Consider the following 17,841-nt stretch of genomic DNA (forward strand, 5'->3'; position numbering starts at 1 on the left):
TCGGCGAGTCTTTGATATTCGCGCGAGAGTCTTTGATATTCATCGGCGAGTCTTTGATATTCGCGCGAGAGTCTTTAATACTCGTGAATGAGTGTTGACAGCAATTCAGGTGAGAGAATCAGGATCTATGCCGAGCGATCGCAACCTTTTTGCTAGCAATTGGGCGCGTTGCTTGTTGTATGGAAACAAGGTTTTCTGGTTCATAGTGAAAATTCAGAAGCGATCGCTCTCTATCTTCCTAAAACTGTGCAGCGATGTGAGCCATATCTACGACAAGCTTTTTGGCGTCGCACCTTGCTTCTAATAGTGATAATCAGCCTGAATATGAGGTTAGAGAGAGAATTTACTTATAACTTAATCCGTGCTAATTAAAACTGAGTATATATCTCTTACCCAAGAGTGGGAGACATTATACATCATAAATTTTTGTTGTAATTAGTACGGCTTATCGCTAGCGTAAAGTGGACAATTTGACAATCTTTAATACTAAAACTACTTGGCGTATAGTCATAATCTGTCCGCACGCAAGAAGAACGCAAGACACTTAATATATGGTTCAGAATCTCGAAAGAACACGCCAGAGTGCAAGGTTTCCAGAAACTGCACCGGCTGCTAATCCCGTATTTTTTAGAACCTATAGCCGCCGGACAAAGGCGGGACTAAGGGAAACATGGGATGAGGTATGCGATCGCACTATACTCGCCTTAGTCGAGTTGGGAAAGCTAACTCAAGAAGAAGCTGTCACACTGGATAAGATGCAGCGCAACTTGAAAGCTATGCCTAGTGGGCGCTGGCTCTGGGTTGGTGGTACAGACTGGATAACCAAGCCAAAGAACTTTTCCGGGGCTTATAATTGCACCTCTACCAATCTCCAAGACTGGAGTGCCTTTGGCTTAATGATGGATCTGGCAATGATGGGCTGTGGTACTGGAGCCGTCATAGAACCACAATTTATTAACCAGTTGCCTCCGATTCGCAATCAACTGAATGTCACTGTCCAAGGCGAAATTGGCAGCACTCCTGTCCAACAGCGGCGTGAATATACTAAAACTCATATAGAAGGCAATAACGTCATTATTCACGTTGGAGATAGTCGTGAAGGTTGGGTTGAATCATATCAAGCCTTATTAGAACTCTCTACTGATGAACAATTTTCAACAGAAGTTGAAGTATTAGTTGATATCAGCGATGTCCGCAAATCAGGAGAAACTCTCAACGGCTTTGGAGGAGTTGCTAATCCTGTAAAATTACCCGGACTTTATCAGCGTTGTGCATCTATTTTGAATAAAGCTGTAGGACGACAATTAAATTCAGTTGAATGCTGTCTGTTAATCGATCAAGCAGCTGTAACAATTGTTGCCGGTAACATTAGGCGATCAGCTGGTATGAGGCAAGGTTCTAGCGAAGATAGTTTGTTTGCCGATGCCAAAGATAACTTATGGCAGCAAGATGAAAATGGCAACTGGCGAATCGATCCAGAGCGTGATGCACTCAGGATGGCAAATCATACCAGAGTTTTTCACTGTAAGCCGACCTTAGAAGAATGTGTTGGTGCTGTCCGCAAACAATATTACAGCGGCGAGGGAGCGATTCAATGGGCTGGTGAAGCCGTAGCGCGATCAAACATTGATTTGCTGCCAACACAAGCTTTGAAAGTTCATTTTTTGCAAGCTTATGAACAAGGAACAGCAAAAGAGTGGTTAAAAGAACGTTATCCAAATCTGGACGCTAATGAGCTAGAACATCGTTTAGCTCGTTACGGTTTAAATCCGTGTGGTAATTGATTTTGCCTCACGTTAAAAACCTCGCAAAAACGGGGAAAGCTGAGATGCTAATCCCGTGGTAATCAAAGGAAGTAAAAAGCCTTTGACACCGTACAGCGTAGAGAGTGAAACTAGACTACATCGAAAATTGGTGTCTAGAATATAATCTCTCCAAGAGTGCGGGGGCGGATGTGAAAAATACTTTTATTATCTGAAGTCACATCTGCAAAATGTACGCGGAACTACTGCGAATAATCAAGCAGTAGAACTAGAGGATAAAAAGCCTCTAGGGTAACAAATCTGGAAATCATCGGTAGTAACTTCCACTGCAATTTGTCAGAGGTTCACCTCAATCAAATCGACCCACATAACTACAAAGAACAGGAAGAAGCTTTCACTGCTGGGGCGCTATCTGTAGCAGCACTTTTAAATCACAAATTCTTGGAACCACGCTATCAATACAGCCGTGAATTAGACCCGATTGTGGGAGTTTCTTTTACAGGTTTATTTGATTTCTTTGTCCATGCTTTTGGTGTTGATTGGCTGCGCTGGTGGGAAGAAGGAAGGCCCGCAACTCCACAAGGATTAGCTTTCAAGCGTGAGGAAGAAAAATATCTAAGTTACTGGAAAGATATTGTACATCGGGTGGTTTGGGATTACTGCGATCGCCACAATCTCAAGCGCCCAAATCGTTGCACTACAGTCCAACCCAGTGGCACTAAAGCTTTATTAACTAATGCTAGTTCAGGGTGGCATCCTCCGAAAGCGCAAAGATTTATTCGTCGAATCACCTTCGGTAAAAATGATCCAGTAGCCTTAGCTTGTATTGACTATGGTTACAACGTCATTCCCTCTCAATCAGACAAAGATGAACAAGGCAATTTGCTTAACGATCCCTTTGATTCACGGGTGAGTGAATGGCTAGTGGAAATCCCTGTTTCTGTGACTTGGGCTGATTTACCAGGGGCTGATGAAATTGATGTTTCTAAATTTTCAGTCTTAGCCCAATTTGATTTTGTCCTCCAGGTTCAACGTTGGTATGTGACTCACAACACATCAGCTACTTTGGAACTTCGCTCTGATGAAATCGAGCCTTTGGGACAGCGCATTTACGAAACCATCCAGAATGATCAAGGATATATTTCAGCGGCGCTTTTAGCGCGTTTTGACGATTTGCAATCATTCCCACGTTTGCCATTTGAACCAATCAATAAATCAACCTACGATCGCTTAACTCAAGAGGTGAAAGCACGGCGCAAAACAGATGATTTCTGTGCAGTACTAAGCCGCTACGATTTAGGCGAAATGACAGAGGCTGGCCCTAGTGGTTGTGATTCTGATAAGTGTATGTTTCCCGATCAGCAACCAAGCTCATAACACGAAATGATCAGGGAGTAGGGAATGGGGAGTAGGGAGTAGGGGAGATGAAGAAGACAAGGGAACTACTAAACCCAATGCCCCATGACGCCAGTTGCTTCAAGTCGGCAGAGCCGCCCAACGCACTGGCTCCCCCATGCCCAATGCCCAATACCCTATACCCAATGCCGTAACACGTTACGATCAATTAAGAAGTAATAATTTTTTACGGCAGTGCCAGGAGTCTTTTTATGTTCATTGATGAATTGTCACCTATATTCAAAGAATTTACTGGGCATCCAGTCTCATTTGTGGGTGGGTTTTTCTCTGGTGTGCTTCGGCTTAATCTTGCAGATGATCCGGTTAAAAGCTGGCTGGATAAACAGACTCGCTCAAATAGTTACACCAGCAACACAACGGACGCACATAACGGCAAAGCCACTGGTCCTCAGCAGATTTCTATTGACTAAAAACTCCAACCTGACATAGTTGAATTTACTACAAAGTAGGAGTCAGCACTGACTCCTACTTTTTACAATAATTATTTTATTTTTTGGAAGTCACACCAATTTGAAAAAAGAATGCGACAGATGCCAAGTTTGAAACCCATGCTAAATCTAGATTTTTGAATGCGTGAATTTTGAATTGGTATCACTTACTGGTTGATTGGCACTCTGAGCATCAGCGCACCAACTCGGTCTGACGTGGGGCCAGGCTTGAAATTGATATGGCACAATGCACACTCTGCCCGGAAGTTGCTGAGGGGAATTGAGCGTCGATAGTACCATTTATTGTCCACACGCTGAACGGATGTATATGCCTGCCCTGCCATCGCCAGCGCGTTTGCCTGACGCTCAAAGTTGTCGCTGGGGCGATCGTTTTGTCGAAGCGGGCCAACAGTGCCGACTAACCGCATATCCTTGTTCCGATCGTTAAATATCAGAGAGATGGACTGCTTACCCTGCTCCACGTTTTCTACCGTCGTCTCGTCAAACTCCTGTGTCAGCGCTGCAAACAAAGTGTTGAACATCAGATCGCTCGTCTGTTGGGCGATCGCAATCTTCTGAGTTGGGGGTGGATAGTCAAAAGCACGGGCAATTGAAGTGAAACTAAACCCGATGACGAGCAACACCACAAAAATTCCATAGCTGACTAGCTTTTTCAGACGCATTCTCTCTCTTACTCCTTTGGTTTTGTATTGTTCCTAACTCATACCAATCCTGGGTGAAGATACATATAACAAGCCCCTCTTGTAGTCTCCCCAATCACTTGGATAAACGATGTAGATGGGAGTAAATATATACAACTTCACGAAGAAACGATATCAGCAACTCCGCATTACGGATAGAACCTTGACCCATCAAAGGCACATGTTTATATGGCAGAGGGAAGAATTCATTTTTTATCTGCTATAAGAGTATATTCGCGTAGTGTCTTGTACAATATTATCATATCAAACAAGGAAAATACTAGTACACTACTACGTAAATATAAGTACCATCTCAATTAATCAGGTTTAGGCTTGATCAATTGTTAAAGGTGGGTAAACTTCCACCGTGCTGTACTAGTTGGGTGTTCACCTATTAAGAGATACTAAAGGCAGGTACATAGGCAAGAAAATATGGAATCCCTAACCTCTCGTATGCAGGCGGTACAGTCGCCAATTATTCCTGTGGTTGGGGAACTGATTAAAAACTCTCCTGGAACAATCTCTCTAGGACAAGGTGTTGTTTCTTACAACCCACCACATGAAGCTATAGAATTTTTAGCCAAATTCTTAGCCGAACCAGCTAATAATTTATACAAATCAGTTGAGGGAGTTCCTCCTTTACTGACAGCACTTGCCAGAAAATTGCAAGCCTTCAACGGCATTGAAATCAACGGGGAAAACTGCATTGTTGTGACAGCAGGGAGCAATATGGGATTTATGAATGCCATTCTTGCGATCACTAACCCAGGCGACGAAATTATTCTGAATACGCCCTACTATTTCAATCACGAAATGGCGATCGCAATGGCTGGTTGTCGTGCAGTGTTAGTGGCGACAGATGAAAATTACCAACTGCGCCCAGATGCGATCGCTCAAGCAATTACTCCCAAAACACGGGCTGTGGTCACAATTTCACCAAATAATCCAACTGGAGTTGTGTATTCTGAAGCGACATTGCACCAAGTAAATCAAATTTGTGGCGTTCAGCGAAGCTGTGCCGAAGGCACTCGCAATATTTATCATATCAGCGATGAAGCTTATGAATACTTTACCTATAACGGGGTAAAACACATTTCCCCTGGCTCATTTAGTAATAGTAGCGAATACACCATTTCTCTCTATAGTCTTTCCAAAGCATACGGTTTTGCCAGTTGGCGCATTGGCTATATGGTGATTCCCAAACACTTACTTGTCGCTGTTAAAAAAGTCCAGGATACAATTTTGATTTGTCCGCCAGTCATTTCTCAATATGCAGCTTTAGGGGCATTGCAGGCAAAAGAGGAGTATTTAAAGAGTAATATAGGAGCGTTGGCGCAGCCCGCCGTAGGCATCGCTCAAGTACGCCAACTAGTATTAGACTCCCTTAACCGTCTACAAAGCTTATGTACCATTATCCCTGCCAATGGCGCTTTCTATTTTTTCCTCAAAGTTCATACCCAGATGGATGCTTTTGAGTTAGTCAAAAGACTAATCCAGGAACATAAAGTAGCCGTCATTCCAGGTACAACCTTTGGCATGGATGACGGATGCTACCTACGCGTTGCTTATGGGGCGCTGCAAAAAGAGACGGTAAAAGAAGGTATGGAGAGATTAGTGCAAGGTTTGGAAACTATAGTCAAGAGTTAAGAGTCATTCAATTCCTGCCTCCTGCCTCCTTCACGTACCTCGTCCGCAATTCCAAACATAAAATTCAACAGATGTCAATTATTAATAAGTTAATTGAAATTGAAACTGAGCCAAGAATTAATATTCATAATATCACCCCACAAATTCAAGATTTTATTGCCTCAACATCAATTAAAAATGGACAAGCTTTAGTATTTTCTCGACATACGACAACAGCATTAGCTATCAACGAAAATGAAGTCAGATTATTAAAAGATATAAAAGTGTTCTTGCAAAAATTAGCACCAGAGTCAGGCAGCTATTTGCATAATGATTTGCATCTAAGAGATGTTCCAGAAGATGAGCCGATTAATGCTCACTCTCATTTAATGGCAATGATGCTGACCACGAGTGAGATAATTCCCATTGTGGATGGTAAATTAGCTCTGGGAACCTGGCAATCTGTGTTGTTTTTTGAGTTGGATGGCCCGCGTCAAAGAACGGTATTTGTACAAATTTCTGGCGAATAATCCAACTTCACACCCGCAGTTTTTCCAGAAAAACCTAAATCTGAGAAAATTACGAACACGACCAACAACTGTATCAGTTGAATTTATCTACAGCAATTTCAAACTTGAAAGAATGTTTTCTAGCATCACCTTCCTTTCCACAAACCAAGACTTTCATTGTGTCAAAGGTAGACGCCATTAGTTATGAAAAATAACGATAATTTTGTATTACGTAATACTTGGTACTATGCTTTGCCCAGCAATCAAATCAAGCCAGGTATGATGATCGACCGCATTTTCTTAGGAGAACCAGTGCTGTTAGTTCGCAGCCAGGATGGCAAAGTGTCTGCAATGACGGACATTTGTCCCCATCGTGGTGTGCCCTTGAGTTGTGGGAGATTTAATGGGCAGGAAGTTGAATGCTGTTATCACGGTTGGCGCTTTAACTCTGCTGGGCGCTGTACTGCAATACCTTCTCTTGTAGAAAAGCAGCAAATGGATTTGAGTCGCTTCGACGTGCAGTCTTATGCAATTCGTGAAGCCCAAGGAAATATCTGGATATATATGCCCGATCCCGATAACCCTCAATCGGCATCTGAGATGGAAATTCCGGTAATTCCAGGGTTTGACGATCGCTCTCACCAGTTCGTAGAGGTGGTAAAATTCCCTTGTTTTATAGATCATGCCGTAGTAGGTTTGATGGACCCGGCTCATTCACCTTATGTTCATCGCGCTTGGTGGTGGCGAAATGAGCAATTGCATGAGGAAGTAAAGCAGTTTGATGCTTCGCCCTACGGCTTTACGATGCGACGACACCGATTACCAGCGAATGGGGGTCGATTATATTGGCTGATTGGCGGTGGTGTCCCGGAAACGGAGATTTCCTTTCGTTTACCTGGAGTCAGAATTGAAGAAACTACTATTGGTAATAATCGAGTCGTTAATTTAACGGCAGTTACACCGATTTCAGACACAGAAACGGAGGTAACTTTTGCTCTTTACTGGACACTTCCTTGGGTGGGATTTTTCAAGCCACTGTTACACGTGCTGGCGCGGACTTTCATTGGCCAAGACCGGACTGTTGTGGAAAAGCAGCAGATTGGTTTGAAATATAATCCTGTGCTGCGGCTGATTAAAGACTCAGATATGCAAGCGCAGTGGTACTACCAGTTGAAGCGGGAGTATGCTCGATCTGTGGCTGAAAGACGAGAATTTGTCAATCCTGTCAAGGGTCAAATACTCCGGTGGCGTGCTTAAATTATAGGACTTACGCACAGGTCACGCAAAATCAAACCACAGAGAGCGCAGAGAACACAGAGGAATAAGAGTTAGAGAGGTTTTTTGCGTAAGTCCTAAATTACTCCAAAGTAAATTCGGCAAATTCTCTTTGTCCAAACAGCATATTTCGATCTACGGCTGACAAAATTTTATTATTGGCGCGATCGCTATTTAAACAGCGACCAACTAACTGCGCGACATCTGCACGATTGATGCTACCAATAATCTGCGGATCTTCAGTTAAAACGCCATTACCCGTTGCTGGTTCTGACTTTAGTCCACCAGGACGGATGATTGTATAAATAAGTCCACTGGCAATTAAGTGTTGTTCGGCTTTGTCTTTCTCAGCTAAAACTTTTCCCAGTACCTCTAAAACTTGGGGTGAGGCAGCAACAACACTATTGCCAGCACCAATGGAAGATACAAGAATAAACTTTTGCACTCCAGCTTTAACTGCTGCATCGATCAGATTTCTATTACCAGGGTAATCCGGTCTTTCTACATCTGATGGTAAACCGCCAATTGTACTGATAACGGTGTGAATAGGTTCATCTGTCTGGATGGCACGTTCTACATCGCCAAGATTCAAGGCATCTCCCAGAACTACTTCAATACCGATTCCTTCAAGTTCAGTAGCAACTGTTGCTGTTCTCAGGAGTGCTTTGACTTTTAGCTGTTGCGCTGTGAGATATTGAGCAATTTCTCGACCAACACCGCGACTTGCTCCTGCCAGAAAAATGTAAGATCCATTTGTCATAATAAACTTAACTATTTACGCTCAAAGGATTTTATCAGAGGATTGGCAGTATTTAATAATTGCTCAAGCGACTGCGATGCTTCTGGTTGGTGGCGAACATGAGTGTCAATAAACAAACTAATGATTTCACCCATCAGCAAACGGAAGCTTTCTTGAGGTTGGGTGGCGGGAAAGTCCAACAAGGGTGTATCTAGGGTGGAGTCTAGCGGATCAACTATCGAAAAGTGATTTGCTCCTTCCAAAAGTACTAGATAGCTGTCATTTCGGCCGCCAGTAATTGCTTCTTGGAATGTACGGATGACTGGAGTGGTAGTATTTCCAGGACTTATACCATAGCGATCGCTGCTGTAAGCAATCACTCCATCGCAGGTTCCTCCCATCAGTAGAAGTAGTACGGAGTCTGGTAAAGGTAAAATAGTACCTGCTTCATACCCCAATAATAACGCTCCCATAGTGTGTAAACCATAACCAAAAGATGCTGCAACTTGAGGGAAAAAGTGGGGATCAGCATTTTCGATTGCTAGTCTACCACCTGCTGAGTGTCCACCTAAAACTATTCGTTGCAGATCAAGCATTCCAGCTAAAATACCCTCAGACTGTAACTGTTCTACTTTCGCTAGCAATGTTGGCAAAATTTCCCTATTTGGTTCTACCTTACGCTTCGACATCTGTGCTGGATAGAAAATTTTCAGGTGAATAGTATCATAAGGAGACTGGAAACCCTCAATTTTAGCAGCTTGGAAAAAAGCACGAACTGTCATCTGGTTCTTCCTAATATCATTTTCAGAAAATTTTTATATTGCCCAGGTACAAATTTTCCTGGCAATTCCAATGTAGCGATCGCAAATAACGGGGTAACTATAATTACAAAAATATTAAAATAGCAATTATACCTAACCCAAAGGCAGGAAGTATTTTAGTAAACAATTGTGCCAGTCTAGCAAATAACTTTTCAATGGATTGACTTATGGCTAAAAAATCTCAACCTAATCTAGAACAATACCAAGATGTCAGATTATCTGCTACCACAAGAATTTGGGTAATTACAGTAGCCATTCTGGGAGTTTGTGTCCCATTGTCAGCCGTTACTAGAAGCGGTGCTATTCTTCCTTTAGTTGCTATTGGTGGCGCAGCTATTGGTACAGTTGCTGTTTGGCGTTCTGATGAGCAAAAATCCAAAACTAACTATTTACACCAGCAGCAAATAGAACTGCTAGAACGGAGATTAGCGAATTTAGAAACAATTGTTAGCAGCGATGACTTGAACTTGCAAGTGAAAATTAAACAGATTGAAGCAAGGGATACTTTTGGTGACTCTTCTGATCTAAGTACTACACCCAGACAACCAAAACGCAAAGGTTAAAATAATTCATAATTCATAATTCCTATACTGCAAGGGTTTCATTGATTTGGAATGGGTGATTTACTTCTGCCGTGCTGCACTAGGGTATTTTTGTGTATGTATTTGTTAACTTAACGTTACTGCAACCTTTAAAATCCGTCTCAAATTCAACTTTCCTTTACAGCTAGAAGTGTTTCTACGGAAACAGTATCTCAATCTCTATCTCCGTTAGAATTGACTGATCTCATCTAATTCTATATACTTCAACTGCATCAGTTCATGAAATGTCTAAGTGCTATCCATCTATCTCTTTCTCGAAAACATTTGTCAATGGCTGTGTTTTATTAGACTGTTAATATTACTGAATTTTTAATTAACTAAAGTTATAAACTTGAGTAATTGCATTTGTATAGCTTACCGTAGGTATGCAATAGTTTGCCGCAGGAATGCAGATGGATTGGATTAGCTTACTCAAAGCTCAACAAATTGACTTCCTTCAACGTGTGAAAAAACCTAAAACTCATGACTTATCTTTGCTGGAAAGTCAAGTTAAAGGTTGTCACACTGAAGTTATGGCCTTTTGGGGCGAGCCTTTGGCTAGACTCCAAGAACTTTCTCGCCAAGAAGCAGAAGTTCTCGCCAAAAATCCGCCGCCGACGCCGCCGGAATATCCTGAGCCTCCTGACTGGACGATACCTTTTCCCAAATACTTCCAACAACAGGCCCAAAATTATCTTTTACGGGAGCATATTGTTGAGAGGGTAATAACTGAACGCTTGGGCAAGTTAGTAAAAAAGGTGTCACAAGATACTTTGCAAAACATGGTTTTAGATGATGAGGGAAATTTGGGTGGCGAAAGTAAATTTCCTTATATACTCAAGGATCGTCCTCAGTTAAGTGTTCAAGTTTACGTTGCTGATGGAGAAAGTTTTAATGGTATTAAGAAAGACAAAATTAGGTGGTCGGTTACTCAAGAAGATTTAAAAAATTACCAAGTATTAGTTTTTCTGTGTTTATTTTATCCATCTACAGGTAACTTAGGTTACGAAAAGCAAAGCATAATAACAGGATTTTTACCTACAAATCAACTTGAATTTAGCGAACCAAAACTGTATGTCACTCCGAGTAATTTGTTGTATGCAGGAGGGTTAAGTTGGTATTTAGAATCACTTATGGGCAAAAAAGACACGTCGCCAGTAATTAACTCAAGAGCGATCGCAGATACAATACAGACTCTACCATCAGAACATTGTCTCAAGGGTATAGTCGGTGACTGGGAATGCTGGCAGACTTTGCAAGGACACACTAGAGGCATTAATTGCCTAGCTTTCAGTTCTGCGTGTAACAATGGCAAAGCCTTACCCATATTGGCCAGTGGTAGTCGGGGAGAGACGAAACTCTGGGATTTAAGCAAGGGTGAATTAATAGAGACATTATCAGAGTATCCTTGGGTAATATCTGGGCTAGTGGATGAAGTGAATTCCCTAGCTTTTAGTTCAGATGGACAGACTTTAGTGAGTTGCGGTGCAGATTCGACAATTAAGCTTTGGCACGTAGGCGCTTTAGACTTGATAGATATTTTGCACAAACATAATGGGGTCGTGCGGTGTGCTGCCTTTACTCCAGATGGGAGAATGTTAGCGACGGGCGGAGATGATAGAAAAATTCTTTTTTGGGATTTGATGCAACGTCAGGTAGCGATCGCACTTTCCTTAGATGATACAGCTGCTCATTCCCTAGTTTTGAGTCGAGATGGCGAAACTCTAGTCACAGGTAGCTACCGCAAAATCAAAGTTTGGCGCACCTCACCCCAAACAGGAATCAAAAGTTTAAAAGATGCACAACCACTGCATACCCTCATGGGTCATTCTCACATCGCTTGTTCCTTAGCAATCAGTGCAGATGGTAAACTACTCGTGAGTGGTAGCTGGGATCAAACGATTAAAGTTTGGCAATTGGAGACTGGGGAATTACTTCATACCCTTAAAGGACATAGAGATAGAGTATATGCGATCGCATTAAGTCCCGATGGACAAATTATTGCTAGCGGTAGTGCTGATAAAACTATCAAGTTGTGGCATTTACAAACCGGGGAATTGCTGGGTACGTTTACAGGTCATGGCAATATAGTCACAGCATTAGCTTTCACAGCTTCCGGCGAGATGTTGGTTAGCGGGAGTTTGGATAAGACAATTAAAATTTGGCAACGAAGTTAATGGTAATTCGTAATTCGTAATTCGTAATTATCCAGTCTTTGAATTCTGTTGATGAGTCTTTAATACTCGCGGGAGAGTCTTTGATACTCGCAGGAGAGTCTTTAATACTCGCGGGAGAGTCTTTGATACTCGCAGGAGAGTCTTTGATACTCGCAGGAGAGTCTTTGATACTCGCAGGAGAGTCTTTGATACTCGCAGGAGAGTCTTTAATACTCGTGCAAGAGTCTTTAATACTCGCGGGAGAGTCTTTGATACTCGCGGGAGAGTCTTTGATACTCGTGAACAACAAAATTTAAAAACTCTTTGCGCCTCTGCGCCTCTGTGTGAAACTTAAAACTCTGCTAACAGCGTTTCCAAGCAGCGAGTGAAATTATATACAATAGCTTATCAGTTGCCTACATTCACAGATACTAAGTTAAAACTGACAGTTAAACAAGTTTTTAACTGGTTAACTATGAGTTAAGTAATATAGCGGTTCTTAATTGAGTTTAATATAGACCTAACCCCCAACCCCTTCCCTACTAGCGTTGGGGAGTAAGATTCAAAGCCTCTCTCCTTTTAAAAGAGAGGTTTGGAGAGAGGTCAAAATCTATTGCATACAAACGAGAAGTTTTATACAACTATCTTTTTACCAAATTGATGCTGTTGGAGAATAGTCTATGGCGATGACGAAACTCTGGAAGTTTTTGCAAAACATTCAGGATTTGAACTGGACACAAGGCGTAGAGGTAACAAAGACAGGAGCCGAAGCAGCTAAAGCCGTACTTGATTTGGCAAAAGCAATTAAAGAGCAAAAACCCAATGTTCAAAACTTCAAACCTTATGTAGAGCAGATTTCGTCGCTATTAGATGTATTTAATTCTCCTCTCGGTCAAATTACCAAAGAAGTAATTCCTTTTGCACCCGTCGCCATTACCATCCTAAAGTTCATTGTTGATGCAACCCATAAAGAGCCAAGTTTAGAAAACTGTGTGCTACTAGTTAGTCAAGCTGCTTACATAGATAGCTTTCAGGATATTCTCAAACAAGATTCGGAATTACTGAAGAAAATTGATCAAAACCGTGAAGCTTCTGAGACTTTAGCTTTCCAGATTCATAAATTAGGTGAGCAAGAATTTGATGCGCGGGAAGTAAAAAAAGCTATTCTCTATTTTCACGAATCTCAACTAGCAGAATCATTTAATCAGATTTTACAGCAACGCTTGCAAGAAGCCGGATTATCCGAGACAGAAGCAAAAACCTTCACTCAAAGGGTAGCGCGTCACACCGATGACAAGATGCAAGACGCATTGGTAGAAGTCGGAGAGAAAGCGGACAAACTTTGGAAGTGGTATAGCGCCGGAGGAAAAGAAAAGCTAAAGAAAAATCTGAATATTGAAGATTATTTAGAACAAGTAATTAAACCAAAGCCAGAAGAAAACATTTTTGATGAAACCCATATTACTTTTCGGGATTTGTATGTATCTTTGCAAGTCAAAGAACTAGATGCCAAAGACGATGCAAATGTTGAATTGGAAGAGTGGGTTAAGGGAATACTGAATGACCCAGATACAAAACAGAAACAAGTTTTGTTTATTCAGGGCGAAGCCGGACGAGGCAAAAGTGTCTTTTGTCGGATGTTTGCCGATTGGGTACAGCGCGAATTACATCCGAGTTTTACCCCAATTCAGATTCGGTTGCGAGATTTGCGGGTACTAGAAAATAACTTAACTGATACTTTAGAGAACTATTTACAACACCTTGATTTTGTCACCAGTGATTCAGGCTGGCTGACCGATAAAAATACGCGGTTTTTGTTTTTACTAGATGGGTTTGACGAGTTATTACTAGAAGGACGAGCTAGTGGCGGCTTGAAAGAATTTCTGGAACAGGTGGAACAGTTTCAGAAAGACCGCCTTTGTCAGCATCAGTTTTTAGTTACCGGTCGTCCCCTAGCGCTACAAGGAATTGAGCGGCTACTTTCACAAACCAAAAGCTTGAAGCGCGTCGAACTTCAGCCAATGGATGACTCACTTCAGCGAAAATGGCTGGAAAAATGGGCAATTGCGGCTCAAGTTAACAAGAGTGAGTTTGAAGAATTTTTGCAGGCTTGCCCTAATGAAGTCAAAGATAACCTAGCACGAGAACCTTTACTGCTTTATTTACTGGCACGGATGCACCGAGAGAACCGTCTCAATGTCCAAATGTTTACAGGTGCAGACGCTATTAAGGCAAAAATCCGCATCTATGACGAATCGGTGAAGTGGGTACTAGAAAAACAGCGTGACAGTGAAAATCAAAATGATAACTCCCGCTTGACTGGATTAGAGAGTGAGGATTTACGGCAATTTCTCACGGAAGCCGCTTTGTGTGTGGTGCAGTCTGGGAATGAATCTGCGAGAGTGACGATGTTAGAAGCACGGCTCAAAGACAGCAACAACCCAGCTGCAAAGTTAATTCAGGATGCCAGACAGGAGAATACCTCCCAAAAAAATCAACAAGATAAGCTACTCAATAACCTGTTGACGGCATTTTATATTAAACCAGCCTCCGGTGATAAAGGCGGTTCAGTTGAGTTTGTTCACAAGAGTTTTAGCGAGTTTTTATTCGCGGAACGGTTAATAGAAAGCTTTGTAGATTGGACAACCAAGGTAAGCAAGCGTCAGCGGGAAGAAGACTTGGTTAGCATAGCCGTGATGGATAGGCAGATTTACGATTTATTAGGTTATGGGAATTTAACTCTTGAGATTGTCGAATATTTGATGGGGTTGTTGGCTGAGAGTTCAGAATTTCACGAGGTGGAACGCTTGTGTAGACTGTTCCAAAGATTAGAGCAATTCTATTTTCGTTGGTGCGATGGCGAATTTATTGATGCAGACGATGTAAACCTGCCTCAGATGAAGAAAAAACAGTTGAGGGAGCAATTACTAGAGCGAGAAAATCACTTGGGATTGCGACAGGTGGATGTGTATACAGGGCTGAATGTGATGATTGTGCTGCTAGCGTTGCATCGCTATGCCCAAACAAAAAACGACCTCAAAAAGAAAATTAACTTTTACCCCTGCGGTAAACCTAATACTGGTCAATTTGACTCAGAACGCTTGCTTCATATTATCGGCTATAGTCACTGCCTGAGTGCCTCTACCTTTAAAAACAACTTAGGATTATTTCTCAGCGGTGTCAACCTCAACGATGCCAATCTCAGCCGTGCTAACCTCAGCCGTGCCGACCTCAACGGTGCCAACCTCAACGATGCCAACCTCAACGATGCCAACCTCTACAATGCCAATCTCAGCCTTGCGAACCTCAGGCTTGCGAACCTCAGCCATGCCGACCTCATCGATACCAACCTCAGCCATGCCGACCTCAGCGGTGCCAACCTCAGTGGTGCCTACCTCAGCTATGCCAATCTCAGCGGTGCCAACCTCAGCGATTTCTACTTACATGATGACGGCGCCGTCATCGATACCAACCTCAGCCATGCCGACCTCAGCCATGCCGACCTCAGCCATGCCAATCTCAGTGATGCCAACCTCAGCCATGCCGACCTCAGAGGTGCCAACCTCAGCCATGCCTACCTCGGCTATGCCAATCTCAGTGATGCCAACCTCAGCCATGCCAATCTCAGCGGTACCAACCTCCAAGCAGTTGTTTGGGACAGCAAGACAAAATGGTTTAATGCGAGAGGGGTACATGAAGCAGTAGGTGTATCTTCAGAGTTAGTACAAGACAAAGCTTTTGCAACTGCGGTTTCCTGGGATCAGGGCATAAGTTGGGTAAAAGAAGGCAAAATTAAAGAAGCACAGGAAGCTTTCAAGCAAGCCCAAATATTTGACCCTAGTTTGATAAACTCTGCTGAATTTTGGAATAGCATTTGCTGGGTTGGCTGTTTGCACGGTTATGCTAAAAATATTCTTTCCATCTGTGAAAAAGCAATTACCTTAGACCCTGATAATAAACGCTATCAAGATAGTCGCGGGCTTGCTAGAGTCCTAACAGGCGACTTGGCAGGGGCATTAGAAGATTTTCAGGCTGCTGTAGACAGTGGCACACTTGATTACTTAAATGATATGAAGCGGCGACGGCTACGCTGGATAGAAGCACTAAAGTCAGGAAATAATCCCCTCACACCAGAGGAATTGGAGGAGTTGCGGCAGGTTGAGGGTTGATGTATCCGTTCAAGAGACGTTGCATTGCAACGTCTCTACATCTAGTGCAATTGGGCTGACGTTGTAGGCGATCATCGCTAACGCACATAATTAAAATATTGCCCTCTATGCTATTTACTTATGACTATTGCCAGTCAACCCCAACTAACTTTAGACGAGTTTCTCAAACTGCCGGAAACCGAACCAGCATCAGATTTTATTAACGGAGAAATCATTCAAAAACCCATGCCTCAAGGCGAACATGGTCTGATTCAGACAACTTTTTGTGAAGTTATTAACGGCTTAGTGAGAAATCAGAAAACTGCTATAGCTATTTTAGAACTGCGCTGCACCTTTGGCGGTGCATCTATCGTCCCTGATGTGTCTGTGTTTCGCTGGGATAGAATTCCTAAAACTCCATCTGGCAGAATTGTTAATCGCTTTGAAATTAATCCCGACTGGGCAATTGAGATTCTTTCCCCAGACCAAAGATTAAAAAAAGTGTTGAGTAAGTTATTGCATTGTTCGCGCAATGGTACTGAACTCGGCTGGTTAATCAACCCAGAAGATGAAAGCGTGCTCGGAGTGTTTAGTGGACAGCAAGTGGAATTATACGAAGGTACTGATAAATTACCCATTCTTGAGGGTATCGAATTAGAAATTACCGTGGAACAAGTTTTTGGTTGGCTGAGTTTGACATGAAAATATCTTCTGATTATCGCTAATGCACATAATTGAAGATATTCCCCTCTATGGTATTTACTTATGGCGATCGCAACTCAACCCCAACTAACTTTAGAAGACTGTAGAACAAGTTTTTGGTTGGCTGAGTTGGACGTAATCTCCCAATCCAAAATCTCAAATCCAAAATAGTATAAGGCTATTCTCGAAGCGGTAGAAAAGGCTATGACGGTAACTACCTATAAATGGACAATTGAACGCTATCACCGAGCAATATCAGCAGGGATCTTTGATGACCAACCCATTGAACTATTGCGCGGCGACCTCATAATTATGCCCCCAGAACGAGAACCCCATGCCTACTACAATACCGAAGCAGCCGATTATCTTCGCACACTGCTTGGTGAACGGGCAAAAATCCGCGATGCAAAACCCATCACCCTACCCAACGACTCAGAACCTGTCCCCGATGTTGCTATTGTCAAACCTTTAGGTGAAGTTTACCTAGAACACCATCCCTACCCTGAAGATATTTTCTGGATTATTGAATTTTCTAAGTCCACCTTGAGCAAAGATTTAGGTGAGAAAAAAGACATCTATGCAGAAGCAGGCATTGCTGAATATTGGGTTATCAATCTCAAAAATTTTCAGTTACAAGTATTTCGAGACTTAAAAAATGGGCAATACACAACAGAACTGACATTAACCACAGGTACTATTGTCCCCCTAGTTTTTCCTGATGTATCCGTCCAAGTTCATCGCCTCATAGGTTTCCCAAAAATATAATTTCTAGCACCTGTCAGAAACGAAGAATGCAAGGTGTAGCAAGCTTTAAGAGTAGGCGATCGCTAACACACCCTGAATTGTCGTGCAAGTAAAGATGGATTGAATTTATCAAAAAATATGAGACTTCAAAATCGATTATTTAAACTCATTGCCTTTGTAAGTAAGTGGGCGGGAAAAATCTCAAGTATGTAACGAAAAGTTAACTAGAGAG

The 17,841-nt window shown here is 42.3% G+C and carries 12 protein-coding genes and 1 pseudogene; 10 read left to right on the top strand and 3 right to left on the bottom strand.

Going from position 1 to position 17,841, the window contains the following annotated elements; translation table 11 throughout:
- Positions 1–551 precede the first annotated feature (551 nt).
- Together nrdJ and RMY63_RS38705 are read left to right on the top strand one after the other, a co-directional pair.
- Positions 552–3,140 (top strand): annotated as a pseudogene (nrdJ, locus tag RMY63_RS42040) (ribonucleoside-triphosphate reductase, adenosylcobalamin-dependent).
- 230 nt (positions 3,141–3,370) lie between these two features.
- Complete coding sequence (locus RMY63_RS38705; RefSeq protein ID WP_322733745.1) at positions 3,371–3,589, top strand: hypothetical protein; 219 nt, start codon at positions 3,371–3,373, stop codon at positions 3,587–3,589.
- Positions 3,590–3,774: 185 nt separating this feature from the next.
- Here RMY63_RS38705 and RMY63_RS38710 read toward each other — a convergent pair whose 3' ends face one another.
- Positions 3,775–4,290, bottom strand: coding sequence for a hypothetical protein (locus RMY63_RS38710; protein WP_322733746.1), 516 nt, complete (start codon positions 4,288–4,290; stop codon positions 3,775–3,777).
- A 450-nt stretch (positions 4,291–4,740) separates the two neighbouring features.
- On the opposite strand from RMY63_RS38710, the gene RMY63_RS38715 reads away from it, so the two are divergent.
- The 3 genes from RMY63_RS38715 to RMY63_RS38725 all read left to right on the top strand — a co-directional run bounded on the left by RMY63_RS38715 (position 4,741) and on the right by RMY63_RS38725 (position 7,700).
- Entirely contained in the window at positions 4,741–5,955 is a 1,215-nt protein-coding gene (locus RMY63_RS38715; RefSeq protein ID WP_322733747.1) for a pyridoxal phosphate-dependent aminotransferase, read from the top strand.
- 71 nt (positions 5,956–6,026) lie between these two features.
- Entirely contained in the window at positions 6,027–6,464 is a 438-nt protein-coding gene (locus tag RMY63_RS38720) for a secondary thiamine-phosphate synthase enzyme YjbQ (protein WP_322733748.1), read from the top strand.
- A 183-nt stretch (positions 6,465–6,647) separates the two neighbouring features.
- Complete coding sequence (locus RMY63_RS38725; protein WP_322733749.1) at positions 6,648–7,700, top strand: aromatic ring-hydroxylating dioxygenase subunit alpha; 1,053 nt, start codon at positions 6,648–6,650, stop codon at positions 7,698–7,700.
- Positions 7,701–7,800: 100 nt separating this feature from the next.
- Here the strand turns inward: RMY63_RS38725 and RMY63_RS38730 are convergent, their stop codons facing one another.
- Together RMY63_RS38730 and RMY63_RS38735 are read right to left on the bottom strand one after the other, a co-directional pair.
- Positions 7,801–8,478: an SDR family oxidoreductase gene (locus tag RMY63_RS38730; protein WP_322733750.1), complete on the bottom strand. Its 678-nt coding sequence runs from the start codon at positions 8,476–8,478 to the stop codon at positions 7,801–7,803.
- A gap of 11 nt (positions 8,479–8,489) precedes the next feature.
- Positions 8,490–9,239 (bottom strand): dienelactone hydrolase, encoded by a 750-nt coding sequence (locus RMY63_RS38735; RefSeq protein WP_322733751.1) that lies wholly within the window; start codon positions 9,237–9,239, stop codon positions 8,490–8,492.
- A gap of 206 nt (positions 9,240–9,445) precedes the next feature.
- On the opposite strand from RMY63_RS38735, the gene RMY63_RS38740 reads away from it, so the two are divergent.
- The 5 genes from RMY63_RS38740 to RMY63_RS38760 all read left to right on the top strand — a co-directional run bounded on the left by RMY63_RS38740 (position 9,446) and on the right by RMY63_RS38760 (position 17,630).
- On the top strand, positions 9,446–9,841 hold the full coding sequence (locus tag RMY63_RS38740; protein WP_322733752.1) for a hypothetical protein: 396 nt from the start codon (positions 9,446–9,448) through the stop codon (positions 9,839–9,841).
- Positions 9,842–10,266: 425 nt separating this feature from the next.
- Entirely contained in the window at positions 10,267–12,036 is a 1,770-nt protein-coding gene (locus RMY63_RS38745; RefSeq protein WP_322733753.1) for a WD40 repeat domain-containing protein, read from the top strand.
- A 659-nt stretch (positions 12,037–12,695) separates the two neighbouring features.
- The gene (locus RMY63_RS38750; protein ID WP_322733754.1) at positions 12,696–16,184 is read left to right on the top strand and encodes a pentapeptide repeat-containing protein; all 3,489 of its coding nucleotides are present in this window, start codon (positions 12,696–12,698) and stop codon (positions 16,182–16,184) included.
- A gap of 120 nt (positions 16,185–16,304) precedes the next feature.
- Positions 16,305–16,865 (top strand): Uma2 family endonuclease, encoded by a 561-nt coding sequence (locus tag RMY63_RS38755; RefSeq protein ID WP_322733755.1) that lies wholly within the window; start codon positions 16,305–16,307, stop codon positions 16,863–16,865.
- A gap of 204 nt (positions 16,866–17,069) precedes the next feature.
- The gene (locus RMY63_RS38760; protein ID WP_322733756.1) at positions 17,070–17,630 is read left to right on the top strand and encodes a Uma2 family endonuclease; all 561 of its coding nucleotides are present in this window, start codon (positions 17,070–17,072) and stop codon (positions 17,628–17,630) included.
- The last annotated feature ends 211 nt before the right edge of the window (positions 17,631–17,841 follow it).

It is taken from the genome of Nostoc sp. ChiQUE01b, assembly GCF_034531255.1.
Lineage (GTDB): Bacteria > Cyanobacteriota > Cyanobacteriia > Cyanobacteriales > Nostocaceae > Nostoc.